The following is a 16,801-nucleotide window of genomic DNA, read 5'->3' on the forward strand; positions in this document are numbered from 1 at the left end:
TGGTTCATGGCTTTTTTGGTAGAACATTAATTTCGACCCTTACATTTTTTTGGGTGTCTGAGTTTCAAAGAAATTATTTTACTGACCAAGCTATGAAGGCTTTCGAGAAATAATATTTTGAATAGAGTCATTGGATCTTGCCGTTATTTATCAAGGTTTAGACTACCAAATAAGCAAAAATGAGAATCAAGAATCCGGTTTGGCTATTACTTATCTCAAACAAAAGAAGTAAGCAAAAAGGCTTACTTTTTTCTTTGTCTGCAATCTATGTTATAATGGAGAGATAAGTATAAGGTGGTAAGTATGGCGAAATTAATTCCAGGAAAAATTCGAACTGAGGGAATAGGCTTTTATGAAAAAGGTCAAATCAGCATTAGTGAAGTCAAAAATCGGATTATCTATAGTCGAGTTTCAGACTATAATTTGAGATACAGTTTGGCTGATGATGCTGTATTCTGTTCCTGTGAATTTTTCCAGAAAAAACAATATTGCGCCCATTTAGCTGGACTAGAGTATTTCCTAAAAAATGATGCAGAAGGCAAGGAAGTATTGGCTAAGTTGGAGTTGGAGGAAACGAGTCAGCAAGAGACACAAGGAAAGGTTTCATTTGGGAGTCTCTTTTTAGATAAGATTTTACCGCTGGATCAAGAAAATCCTAAGTACCAATTATCAGCAGTTGGCCAAGAAGATGCATATACAGGAGAATTTTTGTGGACTTTGCGTCTCAGTCGATTACCGGATGAGAAATCTTATGTGGTAAGGGATATTCGCGCTTTTTTACAGACTATTCAAAAAGAAGCTCCTTACCAGATTGGTAAAAGCTATTTTGAACCCCTCCGCTTTGAGGAATTTGACAGACCTAGTCAAGACCTATTAATGTTCTTGCGGGGATTCTTGGCGACTAAGGATGATTCTTTGATTTTTCAAAATGCTGGTCGACATATAGCCTTTCCTGCTTCTTTGCTCGAAGAAGGAGTGACACGCTTGATGGAGTTAAACAGTTTCCATTTGGCGTATAGTGTCTTTGATTTCCAGCAGGTCTTTTTCCAAGATCTACATGAAGACGCAGGCATTTTCTCTTTTGAACTAGAGGAGTCTGCTGATTACTTAGAACTTGTGATCTCTGAACAGTACTATAAACTTTTATACAATGGTGAATTCTTATTTTACGGAGATACTTTCTTTCAACTCAGCTATCAGCAGCAACGTATACTGGCTGCCCTGAGAGATTTGCCTATAGATTCAGATAGGAGAAAACGTCTGCAATTTGATAGTTCTGATCAAGGCAAGCTGGCTACTAGTCTGTTAGAATTCAAGAAAATGGGTAGTTTATCAGCACCTAAAGAACTTATGATGCATGAGTTTCAGCCTCGTTTTTCTTTTGATCTCCTGACTTCAGGTGAAATTGAAGCTAAGCTTGTCTTTGTCTACGAATCTCTGACTGTAGCTAGTCAAGAAGAACTAGATAGTCTTCCTTTTGCCAGTGACTTCAGACTAGAACAAAAGGTGTTTCAAACTTTACTACAAGCAGGATTTGAAGCAGCTTTTGAAAGTCGTAGACCTGCTTTATTGCCTCAGGATGTCTACACTTTCTTTACTCATACCATGGAAAAGTTCCGCTCCTTAGGAAGAGTAGAGATCAGCCCTAGTTTATTAGCTCTTTATCAAGTAGAAAAACCTAAGATTGCTATCGAAACCAAAGGAAGCCTGTTAGAAATTGGTTTTGATTTTACCAATATTGACCCAGCGGAAGTGGATGATGCCTTATCTGCCCTATTTGAATCTCGTGATTATTTTGTCAGTCAATCGGGCAAGGTATTGGTTTTTGATGAAGAGACTAAAAAAGTTAGTCAAACCTTGCAAAAATTAAGGGCCAAAAAGTTAAAGGGTGGTCAGATAAGGACTAACCGTTTGGCTGCCCTTCAGCTAACAGATATCCTAGAAGATCAAGAAAATGTTTCTTTCTCAGAAGGATTTCGACAGTTAGCTTATGATCTGAGGCACCCAGAAGAATTTCAACTACCATCCTTACAGGTTGAAGCCGAATTGAGAGATTATCAAGAGCTGGGAGTAAAATGGCTCAGCATGCTTAATCATTATGGCTTTGGAGGGATACTAGCTGATGACATGGGGCTTGGGAAAACCTTGCAAACTATTGCTTTTTTGACGGCAGTGTTAAAAGATTCTCAAAATGCTTTGATTTTAGCACCGTCAAGCCTGGTTTACAACTGGCAGGATGAATTTGGCAAGTTTGCTCCACATTTGGATATAGCAGTTGTCTATGGGCCCAAGCCTCTTCGGGATAATCTAATAGCTGAAGAACATCAGGTGATGATTACCAGTTATGCCTCTTTTCGTCAGGACGTAGAAGAATATGGTCGTCTGAGTTTTGATTATCTGATTTTAGACGAAGCACAGGTCATGAAGAACGATCGAACAAAGATTGCTCAGCACTTACGAAACTTTGAGGTAAAAAATACTTTCGCCTTATCTGGGACGCCAATTGAGAACCATATGGGTGAATTGTGGTCTATTTTTCAAATTGTCCTCCCTGGTTTATTACCTGCTAAAAAGGAATTTTTAAAAATGCCAGCAGAACTGGTAGCGCGTTATGTTCAACCTTTTATCATGCGTCGGAAGAAAGAAGATGTTCTTCAAGAGTTGCCTGATCTGACAGAAGTAATTTATCGAAATGACTTACAGGATAGCCAAAAGGCGATTTACCTGGCCCAACTGCAGCAAATGCAGGAACGCGTGCGTTATGCAACGGACGAAGAACTGAACCGAGATAAGATAGAGATTCTATCTGGTCTCATGCGCCTGCGTCAAATCTGCGACACCCCAGCTCTCTTTTTAGAGGATTATCAGGGTGATAGCGGAAAACTGGATAGTTTGAGAGAGCTTTTAGAACAAATTCACTCCAGCAATCATCGGGTATTGATTTTTTCTCAATTTAGAGGTATGTTAGATCTGATTGAGCAGGAACTACAAAGTCTTGAAATGGAATCATTTAAAATAACCGGTTCTACTCCGGCTAAGGATCGTCAAGAAATGACAACCGCTTTTAATGATGGTCAAAAGGATGCATTTCTAATTTCCTTGAAAGCTGGTGGTGTAGGTCTCAATCTGACAGGTGCTGATACCGTTATTCTGGTTGACCTTTGGTGGAATCCAGCTGTTGAAGCCCAAGCGATTGGGCGAGCACATCGAATGGGGCAGGAGAGAAATGTGGAAGTTTATCGCCTGATTACTCGTGGAACTATTGAAGAAAAAATTCAAGAGTTGCAGGAAAGTAAGAAAAATTTAATTTCTACTATTTTGGATGGAACGGAATCACGTTCAAGTCTGACGCTAGCAGATATCCGAGAAATCCTAGGAATTTCAATAGAATAGTTTTCAAATTGATCAGAATAGTTTATAATGAAGTGTTGAAAGGAAAAAAGCATGACAAATACCAAGTTTCCTCTAATCTCTGACAACGAAGCAATTTTTTCAGAAGTTCCTCAAATGGATCTCTATGATGAATTTGACTTTATTAGTAATATCAAAGGTGACTATCAGGAGAAGACTTTTGCTGATTCTTCTTCGTCGAGTAAAACGGTAGCTCAGCCTATTCCATCTTCACAGTCAGAAACACGAAAACAAGTAATTGCCGACAAGGTGAATCAATCCATCTCGCCTAAAGTTCAAGAAAAAAGTTATGCCGAGATGGCAAGAGAAGAGGCTAGAGCTGATTTGAAAAAGAAACGCTCTGCTTCCTACTTGACCAGTGATGCCGTTTCAAAAAAACACCGTAGCAAAATTGGCTTTTCTGCGCGGAAGTCTACGGCGACAAAAACTCAGCCAACTGCCTTTTTCCAAAAAGAAAACCCAGGTGAATTTGCAAAATATGGTCAGCACTTGAAGCAAGAAGACTATATTGTAGCTGATTTATCTGCAGAGCCAGTTGTCCAAGTCGAAGCGCCAAAGACTGAAAAGAAAAACAACTATGATTTTTTGAAGACTAGCCAAGTCTACAATAAAAAAGAGTTGCGCGATAAAAAAGAAAATAAAGTTGCGGCTGAATTGAATTTGACACGCTTTGATCAAGCTTAGTAGCAATAGACCTTAATATCTATCTAGAAGATTGTTAGCTAAATTTTTAACTAGAGCATCTGCTTTCTAGTTTCTTCGTTTTGCTTTTAAGAGGCATTCGAATTATTTGGAGTTTGGGGGAGGACTCCCTCAACAGGAAAGGAAAGAATCATACTCATGACAAAAATCTATCATTTTATCGGAATTAAGGGCTCAGGTATGAGTGCCTTGGCTTTGATGTTGCACCAAATGGGCCACAAGGTTCAGGGGAGTGATGTGGACAAATACTATTTCACTCAAAGAGGACTTGAGCAGGCAGGGATAAAAATTCTGCCTTTTGATGCAAAGAACATTCAGGCTGATTATGAAATCATTGCTGGCAATGCCTTTCGTCCAGATAATAATGTAGAGATTGCCTATGCAAATGAACACGGAATTAGCTATAAACGTTACCACGAATTTTTGGGTGGCTTTATGCGTGATTTTGTCAGTTTTGGAGTGGCCGGAGCCCATGGAAAGACTTCTACAACAGGAATTCTCTCTCATGTCTTATCCAACATTACCGACACGAGTTATTTGATCGGAGATGGAACAGGTCGCGGTTCAGCAGGTGCTAAGTACTTTGTTTTTGAGTCTGATGAGTACGAGCGCCACTTCATGCCTTATCATCCAGAATACTCTATTATTACGAATATTGACTTTGACCATCCTGACTACTTTACTAGTCTAGAAGATGTCTTTAACGCTTTTAATGATTACGCCAAGCAAATTACCAAAGGGCTTTTCATTTATGGAGAGGACGAGCAATTACGTCGTATCACGTCAGAAGCACCGATCTATTATTATGGCTTTGAAAAGGAAAACGATTTTGTTGCCCATGATTTGTTACGTTCAACAACAGGTTCTACTTTTAAAGTTTCATACCGTGGTCAAGAGTTAGGTGAATTCCACATCCCGACTTTCGGACGTCATAATATTATGAATGCGACAGCTGTTATTGGACTCTTGTATGTATCAGGTTTTGACTTGAACTTGGTCAGAGAACACCTGAAAACATTTGCTGGTGTAAAACGTCGCTTCACTGAAAAGGTTGTTAACGGTACTGTCATTATTGATGATTTTGCTCATCACCCAACTGAAATTATTGCGACTTTAGATGCAGCTCGTCAGAAATATCCAAGCAAGGAAATCGTGGCAATCTTCCAACCGCACACCTTCACTCGCACTATTGCCCTTTTGGATGAATTTGCTGATGCCTTGAATCAGGCGGATGCCGTTTATTTAGCTCAAATCTACGGCTCAGCTCGTGAGGTGGATCATGGAGATGTTAAAGTCGAAGACCTAGCTGAAAAAATTGTTAAACGTGTTCAAGTTGTAAGTGTAGATAATGTATCTCCACTTTTAGACCATGACAATGCTGTCTATGTCTTTATGGGAGCTGGAGATATCCAGACCTATGAATATTCATTTGAACGTCTCTTGTCTAATTTGACTAGCAATGTTCAATAAGAAGGAGTCGTTATGGAATCACCAATGCGAATTCGACAGGTCATGTTGCTTGATTTGGAGGAAATAGTTCGGATTGAGCAAGCCAATTTCTTGGGAGAAGAAGCTACTAGCCCTGAGAAACTAAAAGAACAAATTGAAAAGATTCCAAATACTTTTTTAATCGCTGATTTGAATGGAGAAATCGCTGGCTACATCATTGGGTCAGCGGTTTCTTCACATCACCAGTCAGCAGATTGCCTAGTAAAGGGAATGAGAAATTTAGACAAATCTAACTTCATATTTCTTCTGAGACTTTCGATTAATCCAGATTTTAAGGGTCAGGGAGTTGGTACTCTCTTGCTTGCGGCTATGAAGGAAGTAGTAGTTGATCTTCAAAACCAAGGAATCTATCTAGCTTGTAAGGATCATTTGCTTTCCTATTTTGTCATGAATGGTTTTTCTGACTCAGGAATTTTTGAGACTACTTATGGAGATGAACCACACATTGAGATGATTTGGGAGAATCCCTATTTTAAGGAGTAAATCATGAAGATAAGACTTGCCGATTTAACCGATTTACCTGACATTTACAAGATTGAATGTGAAAATTTTAGTCCTGAAGAGGCTATGAGTCAGGAATTGTTGGCTAGGCACATCGAACTCTTACCTGAAACTTTCCTTGTTGCTGAGAAAGATGGTCAAATTTTAGGCTTTCTTGAAGGTCCAGTGAGACCGGAACGCTACCTCTTGGATATCTCCTTTACAAAGGAGATTGAAGATTTCAGCCATCAAGCAGGGGGTTATATTTCAATAACCAGTCTTTCGGTTTCCAAAGAAGCTCAGAGCATGGGGGTTGGTCGTAGGCTTCTGGAAGCAATGAAAGAAATCGCCATTTCAAATGGACGTGATGGCATCAATCTGACCTGTCATGATTATTTAACGGCCTATTATGAAAGGCATGGCTTTAGGAATCATGGGCTGTCTAAGTCAACTTATGCGGATGAAGTTTGGTATGATATGGTCTGGGAAGTTCCTTCTAAGGACTAATTAATTTAATATATTATGAAAGAAAGCCTAATCTTATTGCATTTATCAAAGTTTTAAGATATAATGTTAAGGATTATGAAGAAGGAGGTCAAATTTTTGACTGAAAATTCACAAGATAACGAAAAAAAGTTGAGCTTTAAAGAGCAGATTTTAAAAGAGTTTGCTAACTCTCAAAAAAATGAAGCATCTTCCAATGAAGAAGGTCCTTCTCTATCTGAACAAGTAGATAAAGCATTGGCGGAAGAAAAAACCAAAGAGGATCCTTCCCTATCTGAACTACTGCAACAGGGTGATTCTTCCCTAGCTGAGGTTCTAGGAAAAGATTCTCTATCAGCTGATTCAGCAAATGAAAGTCAAGCTGAGACAACGGCTTCGCAAAAATCAGATAGTTTTTTGGATGAGCCTGAATCCGTTAAAGTTCCAGTAAAGGTTTCCTATAAAAACCAATCTAAAGAGCCAAATGTGTCAAAAGAAGAGCCTTTGGCAAAGACTGCAACATATAGAAGAGATGATCTGACATCTAAGGAAACCTTGTCTCGTTCTGCAAAAGAAAGACAAGCTAATAAGAAAAAACGTCAAAACAATGTAGCGAAAAAAATTGTATGGACGATTATTGCTCTCTTGTTAGTTACTTTGGCAGTGACAGGTGCCTTTGTGTACAGCTATATTGATTCTGCCCTAAAACCAGTCAATGCTAATGATACCGAATATGTAACTCTTGAGATTCCTGCCGGATCAAGTGCTAAGGAAATTGGTTCGATTTTGGAGAAGAAAGGACTGATTAAGAGCGGTCAAGTCTTCAATTACTACAGTAAGTTTAAGAGCTATGCTAACTTCCAATCTGGCTACTATAATCTTCAAAAGAGTATGGACCTAGACACCATTGCGAAAGCTTTGCAAAAAGGTGGGACTGATACTCCTCAGCCACCAACTCTTGGCAAGGTAGTTGTCCCAGAAGGATATACTTTGGATCAAATAGCTAAAGCGGTTGAGAAAAGTGGTAATAAAAAGGTATCCATTAGTGCGAAGGATTTTCTATCCAAAGTGCAGGATGAAAGCTTTATTAGCAAAATGGTGGCCAAATATCCTAAATTATTGAGCGGACTTCCGACCAAGGATAGTGGGGTCAAATACCGTTTGGAAGGCTATCTCTTCCCAGCAACCTATAATTACACGAGTGACACAACAGCAGAAACTCTGATTGATCAAATGCTGGCAACTATGGATAGCAAGTTGAGCACCTATTACGAAGTGTTAGAAAGTAAAAATCTAACAGTGAATGATGTTCTAACTTTGGCTTCCTTGGTTGAAAAAGAAGGCTCAACGGATGAAGACCGCAAGAATATTGCGAGTGTCTTCTATAACCGTTTGAACCAAGGTATGCCACTTCAAAGTAATATTGCGATTCTTTATGCGGAAGGTAAACTTGGCAAAAAAACAACCTTAGCAGAAGATGCGGCGATCGATACTAATATTGATTCAGCATTTAATGTTTATAAAAATCCAGGTTTGATGCCAGGACCTGTAGATAGTCCAAGCCTTTCAGCGATTGAAGCAACTGTTAATCCAAACAAGACAGATTACCTTTACTTTGTTGCCAATACTGAGACTGGAACAGTCTACTTCGCAACAACCTATGAGGAGCATGCAAAAAATGTTGAAGAGCATGTCAATAGCAAATTAACACAATCAAGCAGTTCAAATTAAAAATTGGGAGTGGGACAGAACTCTAAGGCTTATTAGTTTGTTGTGTCCACCCTCAATTTTATTTTAAAGATTTTATAGAAACGAGATAAAAATAAAAATGGCAGAAAAAACATATCCAATGACCCTTGCGGAAAAGGAAAAACTAGAAAAAGAACTAGAAGAATTGAAATTGGTCCGTCGACCTGAGGTAGTAGAGAGAATAAAAATTGCTCGCTCATACGGTGACTTGTCTGAAAACAGTGAGTACGAAGCAGCTAAAGATGAACAAGCCTTTGTAGAAGGTCAAATTTCAAGTTTAGAAACTAAGATTCGCTATGCAGAAATTGTAGATAGCGATGCAGTTGCTAAAGATGAAGTAGGAATCGGTAAGACTGTAACGATTCAAGAAGTCGGTGAAACTGAAAAAGAGGTTTATATCATTGTAGGTTCAGCTGGTGCAGATGCCTTTGCCGGTAAGGTTTCAAATGAAAGTCCTATTGGCCAAGCTTTGATTGGTAAGAAAAAAGGGGACATCGCAACTGTTGAAACACCGGTTGGAAGCTACGATGTTAAAATCCTTAAGGTTGAAAAAACTAAATAACTCTAAAAAAATGAGCTTCTGCTCGTTTTTTTTCGTCTTGAACTTTCCACTCAAAAAGAGTATAATGTTCGTGAAAAAAGATTAAACGAAAGGGATGCTGATGCTAGTCAAGCTTGTCTTCTTGTTCTCACTGATTTTATGGATCCTCAATAGATATTTTCCGAGTCGAAATGCAGCGATAGGCCTGCGTTTTCCTACGGCTTTTTCTTCGCTAAAAAAGTGGCAACAAATACAGGAAAAATTTTATCGTTTACTAATCCTCAGTAATGGAGTTCTTTTGCTGTTATCCTGCTTTTATAAGATCAATCCCTTAAAGTTAAATGCCTTTAGTCTATTAACGGTACTTGCTTCCGGTGTGCTTGTCTTAATCAAATACAATCAATAAAGAGAAGGAGCTTGTTGTAAAGGGGCTTTATGCTATTGGAAGAAATCTAGGTATCATATTTTCAACTATTGGGGGAAAAAAGACGCTAACCCCACTTCTTTTTAGGAGCTGGCCAATTACTGGTGGTCGCTAGTAGAACCAACAATTTTCTTAAGAGTTCTCTCGCTTGAAAAAGGAAATTTATATTTCGAAAAAATTGTTTTGCTATACAATTTTTGGGTGAAATTACTCGCTATTCTGGTGCCTATTGACAAAGCAATCAAGTCAGGGACTTGTGTAAAAAAAAACCTTTCCGTTACTAACGGAAAGGTTTTTTTATCTTGAACGTTGTTTGCCAGCGTTACGATTCTTTTTCTTTTTGTTATTGTTAGGACGGTTATCAATAGCCTGGCTTGCTTTTGGTGTAACGTCTTTCAAATAAGCATTAGCTGACATGGTTTTGGGTGGGTTCTTTTCGTACTCCTCTGCCACTCGTTTCTTCATGTAAGGGCGGATAAAGAAGTTGATGATAAACTGTTGCAAGATTTGAACAAAACCACCGACTACCCAGTAAAGAGTAACTCCAGCTGGCGCAGTGAGGGAGAAGATGACAATCATGAGCGGGCTCATATAGATCATTTTCTTCATTTGTTCTTTTTGTTCTTCATCTAGTCCAACGAGTGATAGAAGTGATTGAACATAGTAAAGAACTCCGACGACAACTATAAGAATCATACTTTGTTGACCAAGATTGATTCCCAAGAATGAACTTTCGGCAATTCCTTTAGTGTAGCGAGCTGCATAAAAGAGGGCTGAGAAGAAAGGCATTTGGATTAAGAGAGGTAAACATCCAACACCACCCAACATGCTGATGCCATTTTCTTTTTGAGCGGCCATTAAAGCTTGTTGGGCTGCTAATTTCTCTTCCTGAGTTTCCGCATTTTTCATGCGCTCATTGATAGGAGTGAAAATTGGACTTAAATAATTTCTCTTTTCGGACTGATAGGTTGCATTCCAAGATTGATAAAGCCCAAGTGGTAGAATGATCAAGCGAACGATAACTGTCACCAAAATGATAGCAAGACCAAAGCCCAGTCCTAAATCACTTGCAAAGTATTTGATGACTTGACTCATAGGAGCAACCAAGAATTGATAAACAAAGCCTTGACCTGTTGGTTGACCTTGTTTATTGGTCTGGACACAGCCAGAGAGAATCAGAAGAAGGGTTAAGCCCATTCCTGAAAATAATAAACGTTTAAATGTTTTCACGATTCTATATTCCTTTTTTAAATGATACCTTTCTATTCTACTGTTTTTTTCTTAAATATACAATAGTTCCCTAGACCTAATTTGAAATTTTGAAATCTGAGAAAGAATCAAAATTGGCCATTGTTACATCCAGATAGCTTACCTTAGCAAATGGTGTAGGACCTTTTCGGATTTCTTGAATAAACTTAGCCATAGAAGCAGAGCTGTCTGCTTGGGCAAGAATACTGACCGTTCCATCCTCATTATTCCATACACGGCCTGTAATACCACCAATTTCTAAAGCAAGAGAATAGACGCCCCAGCGAAAACCAACTCCTTGGACCCGTCCCTGAGCAATCATTTTAACTTTTTGCATGACAGCCTCCTTTTTATATCCGACTTAAGCATGAGTTTTATTCTTAAAATTTATGCTATACTATTCTTATGAATATTATAACCTCTAAAGCTAATAATGTGGTAAAAAAAGCTAAAAAACTCCATCAAAAGAAATACAGAACAGATTCCTACCTAATAGAAGGCTGGCATTTGTTTGAAGAGGCTCTTTCAAGTGGGGCTGAAATTATCTCTATTTTTGCTTTGCCAGAATATGCGGATCGCCTGTCTGGGTGTAAACAAGTATATTGGTTGAGCCCTGACTTGCTGAGGGATTTGGCTGATAGCAAGACTCCTCAAGGAATTGTTGCCGAGGTTAGGCTCCAACAAGAAGTCTTGCCAGAGAAACTGTCAGGGAAATATCTTTTTCTAGAAGATGTTCAGGATCCGGGGAATCTAGGGACGATTATTCGGACAGCGGATGCGGCAGGTTTTGCTGGGATTTTTATCTCTGAACATTCGGCTGATTTGTATAATCTGAAGACCTTACGGTCCATGCAGGGGAGTCATTTTCATCTTCCAATCTATCGTCTAGCAACAGCTGACTTGATTGACTTGGCAAAAAAATCAGATCTTCCTATTTTTGCTTCGACCCTTTCTAATGATTCAATCGATTACCAAAAATTAAAAGGGAGCCAAAACTTTATCTTAGTGATGGGCAATGAAGGACAGGGGATTAGTTCTATGATAGAAGCTGCAGCCGATCAGTTGGTCCATATCCCTATGAAGGGGAAGGCTGAAAGTTTAAATGTGGCGGTAGCAGCTGGAATTTTAATCTTTTATTTAAGCTAAAATTTAGGAATTAGGTTATAATAAAGGCAAATGGAGGTGATTCTATGCCTTATCAAAATGATGATGAGTTTATGGCCTACGTGGGACATTTGATTGAGAAGCCCAGCGTCCAGCGCTTGAAGGGTATTCCACATCATTTGCATTCCAATCGGCTTGAACATTCTATCAATGTAAGTTATACTAGTTATAAGATTGCGAAAAAATTGGGCTGGAATAAGCGCAGTACAGCTAGAGGTGCTCTTCTTCATGATTTGTTCTATTATGATTGGCGGGTGACTAAATTTAAGAAAAGCCATGCTTGGGTTCATCCCCGTTTGGCGGTTCGAAATGCTCGGAAGCTAACCAAATTGAATAAAGTCGAAGAGGATATTATCATTAAGCATATGTGGGGCTTAACAATTGCGCCACCACGTTATAAGGAAGCTTATATTGTAACTCTTGTTGATAAATACTGGGCAATCAAAGAAGCAACCTCTCCATGGAGACAAAAGCTTCGCAATCGAAAGTTATTTCATCGTAAGATGTTAAAGAATTAAAAAGGAGACGAGATGTTATGAACAATCGTACAATCATTCAAGATGCAAGTGGCATCAATACTTTTTATGCAAAAATTTATTCTCTTGTTGGAGTCGGACTTGGAATTTCAGCGCTAGTGTCGGCACTGATGTTGAGTATGTTTCAGTCAGTTATTGTTTCTGTATTGATGGGCTCTACTTGGATATTCTATGTGGCTATTGCTGCTGAACTTATTTTAGTCTTTGCTGCTTCTGGTATGGCTGTTAAAAATAGCCCTGCTGCCTTACCTCTCTTTCTGGTTTATTCTGCATTAAATGGCTTTACCTTGAGTATTGTTCTTGCTCTTTATACTCAATCATCTGTCTTATCTGCATTTGTAACGGCGTCAGCTATGTTCTTTGCGATGGCCTTTATCGGAAAGGTGACTAAGAAAGATCTTTCTGGAATGGGCCGAGCATTGAGAGCTGCCTTGTTTGGTTTGATTATTGCTAGTGTAGTGAATATCTTCTTAAGAAATGGAAGTTTTGACTTCTTGATTAGTATTGCAGGTGTCATTATCTTCTCTGGTTTGATTGCATGGGATAATCAAAAAATTCGTTACGTGTATGAACGGTCAAATGGTCAAGTTGAAAATGGCTGGGCAGTATCCCTTGCTTTGAGTCTTTATCTTGATTTTATCAACCTCTTCCTCAGCCTTCTTCGTTTATTTGGTCGAAACGACTAATTAATGAACAATGGATTTCTCCTTGCTTGATATTGCCAGTAGAGAATTCCATACTGTATGAGAAGAGATCTTTCTCATTGCTATATGAATAACGGAGTTAGGACTAGCTTTTAGTCCTGACTCTTTTTTGTATGTATGGGAAGGAGTCTAGAAGTTTTAGATTTTTTTAGCTAGGGGTTAATTAAAGTTTGTGAAAAAATAATCTGTCCCAAAATACTAAATTTTCTGAAAATTCCTTGACATTATGGTGAAAAATGGTAACATAGAGTATACGTTTTTGAAAAAAGTGATGTCAAGATAGGACTAAGAGCTTTTGGGATATATCTACGAAGCCTTTTAGGATGTGAGATATGCTTCTGCGCTTTATTAAAAAATAATAAAAATCGCTAGTTTTTTTCTTGATTTATTGGGAAAAAATGTTATTATTGGTAGCAGAAGTTAGAATTTTTTGACAATTCGGAATTTATCTATGAGGGAGGAACATGTGAAGCAAATCAAATTAAAAGAACCAAAAAATGGTTCTGAACTGGTTTTAGAAACCTTGTTAGAACTTGGTATAGATACAGTTTTTGGTTATCCTGGTGGTGCAGTCTTGCCTTTGTATGATGCGATTTATAATTTTAAAGGTATTCGCCATATTCTAGGTCGCCATGAGCAAGGTTGCTTGCATGAAGCTGAAGGTTATGCCAAATCAACTGGGAAGTTGGGTGTCGCCATTGTCACTAGTGGACCTGGAGCAACAAATGCTATTACAGGGATTGCTGATGCTATGAGCGATAGCGTTCCTCTTTTAGTCTTTACAGGACAAGTTGCTCGGGCAGGAATTGGGAAGGATGCCTTTCAGGAGGCGGATATTGTTGGTATTACGATGCCAATTACCAAGTACAATTACCAGGTACGTGAGACGGCTGATATTCCACGAATTATCACTGAAGCTGTTCATATTGCAACAACTGGTCGTCCTGGTCCAGTCGTCATTGACTTGCCTAAGGATGTATCTGCCTTGGAAACAGACTTCATCTATTCTCCAGAAGTGAATTTACCAAGTTACCAACCAACGCTTGTGCCCAACGATATGCAGATCAAGAAAATCTTGAAACAACTATCTAAAGCCAAGAAACCAGTTTTATTAGCAGGTGGTGGTATCAGCTATGCGGAAGCTTCTAAAGAATTAAATGAATTTGCAGAGCGCTATCAAATCCCTGTGGTGACCAGTCTTTTGGGTCAAGGTACTATTGCAACTAGCCACCCACTTTTTCTTGGAATGGGAGGTATGCATGGTTCCTTTGCGGCTAACATTGCCATGACTGAAGCGGACTTTATGATTAGCATCGGTTGTCGTTTTGATGACCGTTTGACAGGAAATCCTAAAACTTTTGCTAAGAATGCAAAGGTTGCGCACATTGATATTGATCCAGCAGAAATTGGTAAGATTATTAGTGCAGATATTCCTGTAGTAGGCGATGCTAAGAAAGCCTTACAAATGCTTCTAGCAGAGCCAACAGTTCATAACAATACTGAAAAGTGGATTGAAAAAGTTACGAAGGATAAGAATCGTGTTCGGTCTTATGATAAGAAGGAGCGCGTAGTTCAGCCTCAGGCGGTAATTGAACGCATCGGTGAGTTGACAAATGGGGATGCCATTGTTGTCACAGATGTAGGGCAACACCAAATGTGGGCAGCTCAATATTATCCTTATCAGAATGAGCGTCAATTAGTTACATCTGGTGGCTTGGGCACCATGGGATTCGGAGTCCCTGCTGCTATTGGAGCTAAGATTGCTAACCCAGAAAAGGAGGTTATCCTTTTTGTTGGTGATGGTGGCTATCAGATGACAAACCAAGAGATGGCTATTCTCAATATCTATAAGATTCCGATTAAAGTCATCATGCTAAACAATCATTCACTAGGAATGGTGCGCCAGTGGCAGGAAGCTTTCTATGATGGTCGTACCTCTGAGTCGGTCTTTGATACTTTGCCAGATTTTCAGCTGATGGCTCAGGCCTATGGTGTTAAATCTTATAAATTTGACAATCCAGAGACTATTGCTCAGGATTTGGAAGTGCTGAAGGAAGATATACCAATGTTTATCGAGGTGGACATTTCTCGTAAGGAGCACGTTTTGCCAATGGTACCAGCTGGTAAGAGCAATCATGAGATGTTGGGGGTGAAGTTCCATGCGTAGAATGTTGACCGCTAAACTCCAAAACCGTTCGGGTGTTCTAAATCGCTTCACTGGTGTTCTTTCCAGACGTCAGGTTAATATTGAGAGTATATCAGTCGGAACGACGGAGAATCCTGAAGTATCACGTATCACCATCATCATTGATGTGACTTCATTGGCAGAAGTCGAGCAGATTATCAAGCAGCTTAATCGTCAAATTGATGTGATTCGAGTTCGAGATATCACAGACCGTCCTCACTTAGAGCGTGAAGTGATTCTGGTTAAGGTTTCAGCTCCAGCTGAGAAGCGTGCAGAGATCCTGGCCATTATCCAGCCTTTCCGCGCAACGGTAGTGGATGTGGCTCCAAACTCAATTACCATTCAGATGACTGGAAATGCTGAAAAGAGTGAAGCTTTATTGCGAGTGATTCGACCATATGGTATCAAAAATATCGCTCGTACGGGTGCAACTGGATTTACCCGCGATTAAAAATCCTACTTAAATTTGTTAAACCAGCCTTTAAGGCAATAAAAAAATAGAAAAGAGAGAAAAACTATGGCAGTTCAAATGGAATACGAAAAAGATGTAAAAGTAGCAGCGCTTGACGGTAAGAAAATTGCCGTAATCGGCTATGGTTCACAAGGTCATGCTCATGCCCAAAACCTGCGTGATACAGGCCATGATGTGATTATCGGTGTTCGCCCTGGTAAGTCATTTGACAAAGCTAAAGAAGATGGCTTTGATACTTATACAGTAGCAGAAGCAGCTAAATTGGCTGATGTAATCATGATTTTGGCGCCTGATGAAATCCAACAAGAACTCTATGAAGCAGAAATTGCTCCAAACTTGGAAGCTGGTAATGCAGTTGGATTTGCCCATGGTTTCAATATCCATTTTGAATTTATCAAAGTTCCTGCTGATGTAGATGTCTTTATGTGTGCCCCTAAAGGTCCTGGCCACTTGGTTCGTCGTACTTTTGAAGAAGGATTTGGTGTTCCAGCACTTTACGCAGTCTACCAAGACGCTACAGGAAATGCGAAAAATATTGCTATGGACTGGTGTAAAGGTGTTGGTGCGGCTCGTGTTGGTTTGCTTGAAACAACTTATAAAGAAGAAACTGAAGAAGATCTCTTTGGTGAACAAGCTGTCCTTTGTGGTGGTTTGACTGCCCTTATCGAAGCAGGCTTTGAAGTCTTGACAGAAGCAGGCTATGCCCCAGAATTGGCTTACTTTGAAGTACTTCATGAAATGAAATTGATCGTTGACTTGATCTATGAAGGTGGATTCAAGAAAATGCGTCAATCAATTTCAAATACTGCGGAATACGGTGATTACGTATCAGGCCCACGTGTAATTACTGAGCAAGTCAAAGAAAACATGAAGGCTGTTTTGGCAGACATTCAAAATGGTAAATTTGCAAATGACTTTGTAAATGACTACAAGGCTGGCCGTCCAAAACTCACTGCTTACCGTGAACAAGCAGCCAACCTTGAAATCGAAAAAGTAGGTGCTGAATTGCGTAAAGCAATGCCATTTGTTGGTAAAAATGACGACGACGCATTTAAAATCTACAACTAATCGGTAAAAAAAGAAACAGATGGGGCAGAGAAATGAATTTCCTGCCTCATTTCTTATCAAATGAAAACTTGCTGTATTTAATGATGCCAGATTCCTTGTTAAAAAAATGGTAACAGCTGGGATTG

General features: G+C 39.2%; 15 protein-coding genes. 13 read left to right on the forward strand and 2 right to left on the reverse strand.

The features are described 5' to 3' along the window. Positions 1-303 precede the first annotated feature (303 nt). The 7 genes from AWH02_RS05490 (at position 304) to greA (ending at position 8,896) form a co-directional block, all read left to right on the forward strand. Positions 304-3,393, forward strand: coding sequence for a DEAD/DEAH box helicase (locus AWH02_RS05490; protein ID WP_060552986.1), 3,090 nt, complete (start codon positions 304-306; stop codon positions 3,391-3,393). A gap of 51 nt (positions 3,394-3,444) precedes the next feature. Continuing rightward, complete coding sequence (locus tag AWH02_RS05495; protein ID WP_060552985.1) at positions 3,445-4,095, forward strand: hypothetical protein; 651 nt, start codon at positions 3,445-3,447, stop codon at positions 4,093-4,095. A gap of 156 nt (positions 4,096-4,251) precedes the next feature. Further along, complete coding sequence (gene murC, locus AWH02_RS05500; RefSeq protein WP_060552984.1) at positions 4,252-5,583, forward strand: UDP-N-acetylmuramate--L-alanine ligase; 1,332 nt, start codon at positions 4,252-4,254, stop codon at positions 5,581-5,583. Between the two features lie 12 nt (positions 5,584-5,595). Further along, positions 5,596-6,105, forward strand: coding sequence for a GNAT family N-acetyltransferase (locus AWH02_RS05505; protein ID WP_060552983.1), 510 nt, complete (start codon positions 5,596-5,598; stop codon positions 6,103-6,105). A gap of 3 nt (positions 6,106-6,108) precedes the next feature. Beyond that, positions 6,109-6,609, forward strand: a complete 501-nt coding sequence (locus AWH02_RS05510) for a GNAT family N-acetyltransferase (RefSeq protein WP_060552982.1) — start codon at positions 6,109-6,111, stop codon at positions 6,607-6,609. A 63-nt stretch (positions 6,610-6,672) separates the two neighbouring features. Beyond that, positions 6,673-8,316, forward strand: a complete 1,644-nt coding sequence (gene mltG / locus AWH02_RS05515; protein ID WP_060552981.1) for an endolytic transglycosylase MltG — start codon at positions 6,673-6,675, stop codon at positions 8,314-8,316. Positions 8,317-8,413: 97 nt separating this feature from the next. After that, entirely contained in the window at positions 8,414-8,896 is a 483-nt protein-coding gene (gene greA, locus AWH02_RS05520; protein ID WP_008808523.1) for a transcription elongation factor GreA, read from the forward strand. Positions 8,897-9,596: 700 nt separating this feature from the next. Here the strand turns inward: greA and yidC are convergent. Beyond that, a complete protein-coding gene (gene yidC, locus AWH02_RS05530; protein ID WP_060552980.1) occupies positions 9,597-10,529 on the reverse strand; it encodes a membrane protein insertase YidC in 933 nt (310 codons plus the stop codon). A 76-nt stretch (positions 10,530-10,605) separates the two neighbouring features. Next, on the reverse strand, positions 10,606-10,884 hold the full coding sequence (locus AWH02_RS05535; RefSeq protein ID WP_012000027.1) for an acylphosphatase: 279 nt from the start codon (positions 10,882-10,884) through the stop codon (positions 10,606-10,608). A gap of 68 nt (positions 10,885-10,952) precedes the next feature. Between AWH02_RS05535 and AWH02_RS05540 the strand changes: the two genes are divergently transcribed. From AWH02_RS05540 to ilvC, 6 genes are all read left to right on the forward strand, one after another. Further along, positions 10,953-11,693 carry a TrmH family RNA methyltransferase gene (locus AWH02_RS05540; protein WP_060552979.1) on the forward strand — a complete coding sequence of 247 codons (741 nt, stop codon included), beginning with the start codon at positions 10,953-10,955 and terminating at the stop codon, positions 11,691-11,693. A gap of 44 nt (positions 11,694-11,737) precedes the next feature. After that, positions 11,738-12,229 (forward strand): HD domain-containing protein, encoded by a 492-nt coding sequence (locus AWH02_RS05545; RefSeq protein WP_053794099.1) that lies wholly within the window; start codon positions 11,738-11,740, stop codon positions 12,227-12,229. Positions 12,230-12,246: 17 nt separating this feature from the next. Beyond that, on the forward strand, positions 12,247-12,933 hold the full coding sequence (locus tag AWH02_RS05550) for a Bax inhibitor-1/YccA family protein (protein WP_053794098.1): 687 nt from the start codon (positions 12,247-12,249) through the stop codon (positions 12,931-12,933). Positions 12,934-13,402: 469 nt separating this feature from the next. Then, positions 13,403-15,118, forward strand: a complete 1,716-nt coding sequence (locus AWH02_RS05555; RefSeq protein ID WP_263285425.1) for an acetolactate synthase large subunit — start codon at positions 13,403-13,405, stop codon at positions 15,116-15,118. Beyond that, positions 15,111-15,587, forward strand: coding sequence for an acetolactate synthase small subunit (gene ilvN, locus AWH02_RS05560; RefSeq protein ID WP_008808530.1), 477 nt, complete (start codon positions 15,111-15,113; stop codon positions 15,585-15,587). Before AWH02_RS05555 ends, ilvN begins: the two co-directional genes overlap by 8 nt. Before the next feature lie 66 nt (positions 15,588-15,653). Then, on the forward strand, positions 15,654-16,676 hold the full coding sequence (gene ilvC / locus AWH02_RS05565) for a ketol-acid reductoisomerase (protein WP_008808531.1): 1,023 nt from the start codon (positions 15,654-15,656) through the stop codon (positions 16,674-16,676). Positions 16,677-16,801 lie beyond the last annotated feature (125 nt).

Source organism: Streptococcus gordonii (assembly GCF_001553855.1).
GTDB lineage: Bacteria > Bacillota > Bacilli > Lactobacillales > Streptococcaceae > Streptococcus > Streptococcus gordonii.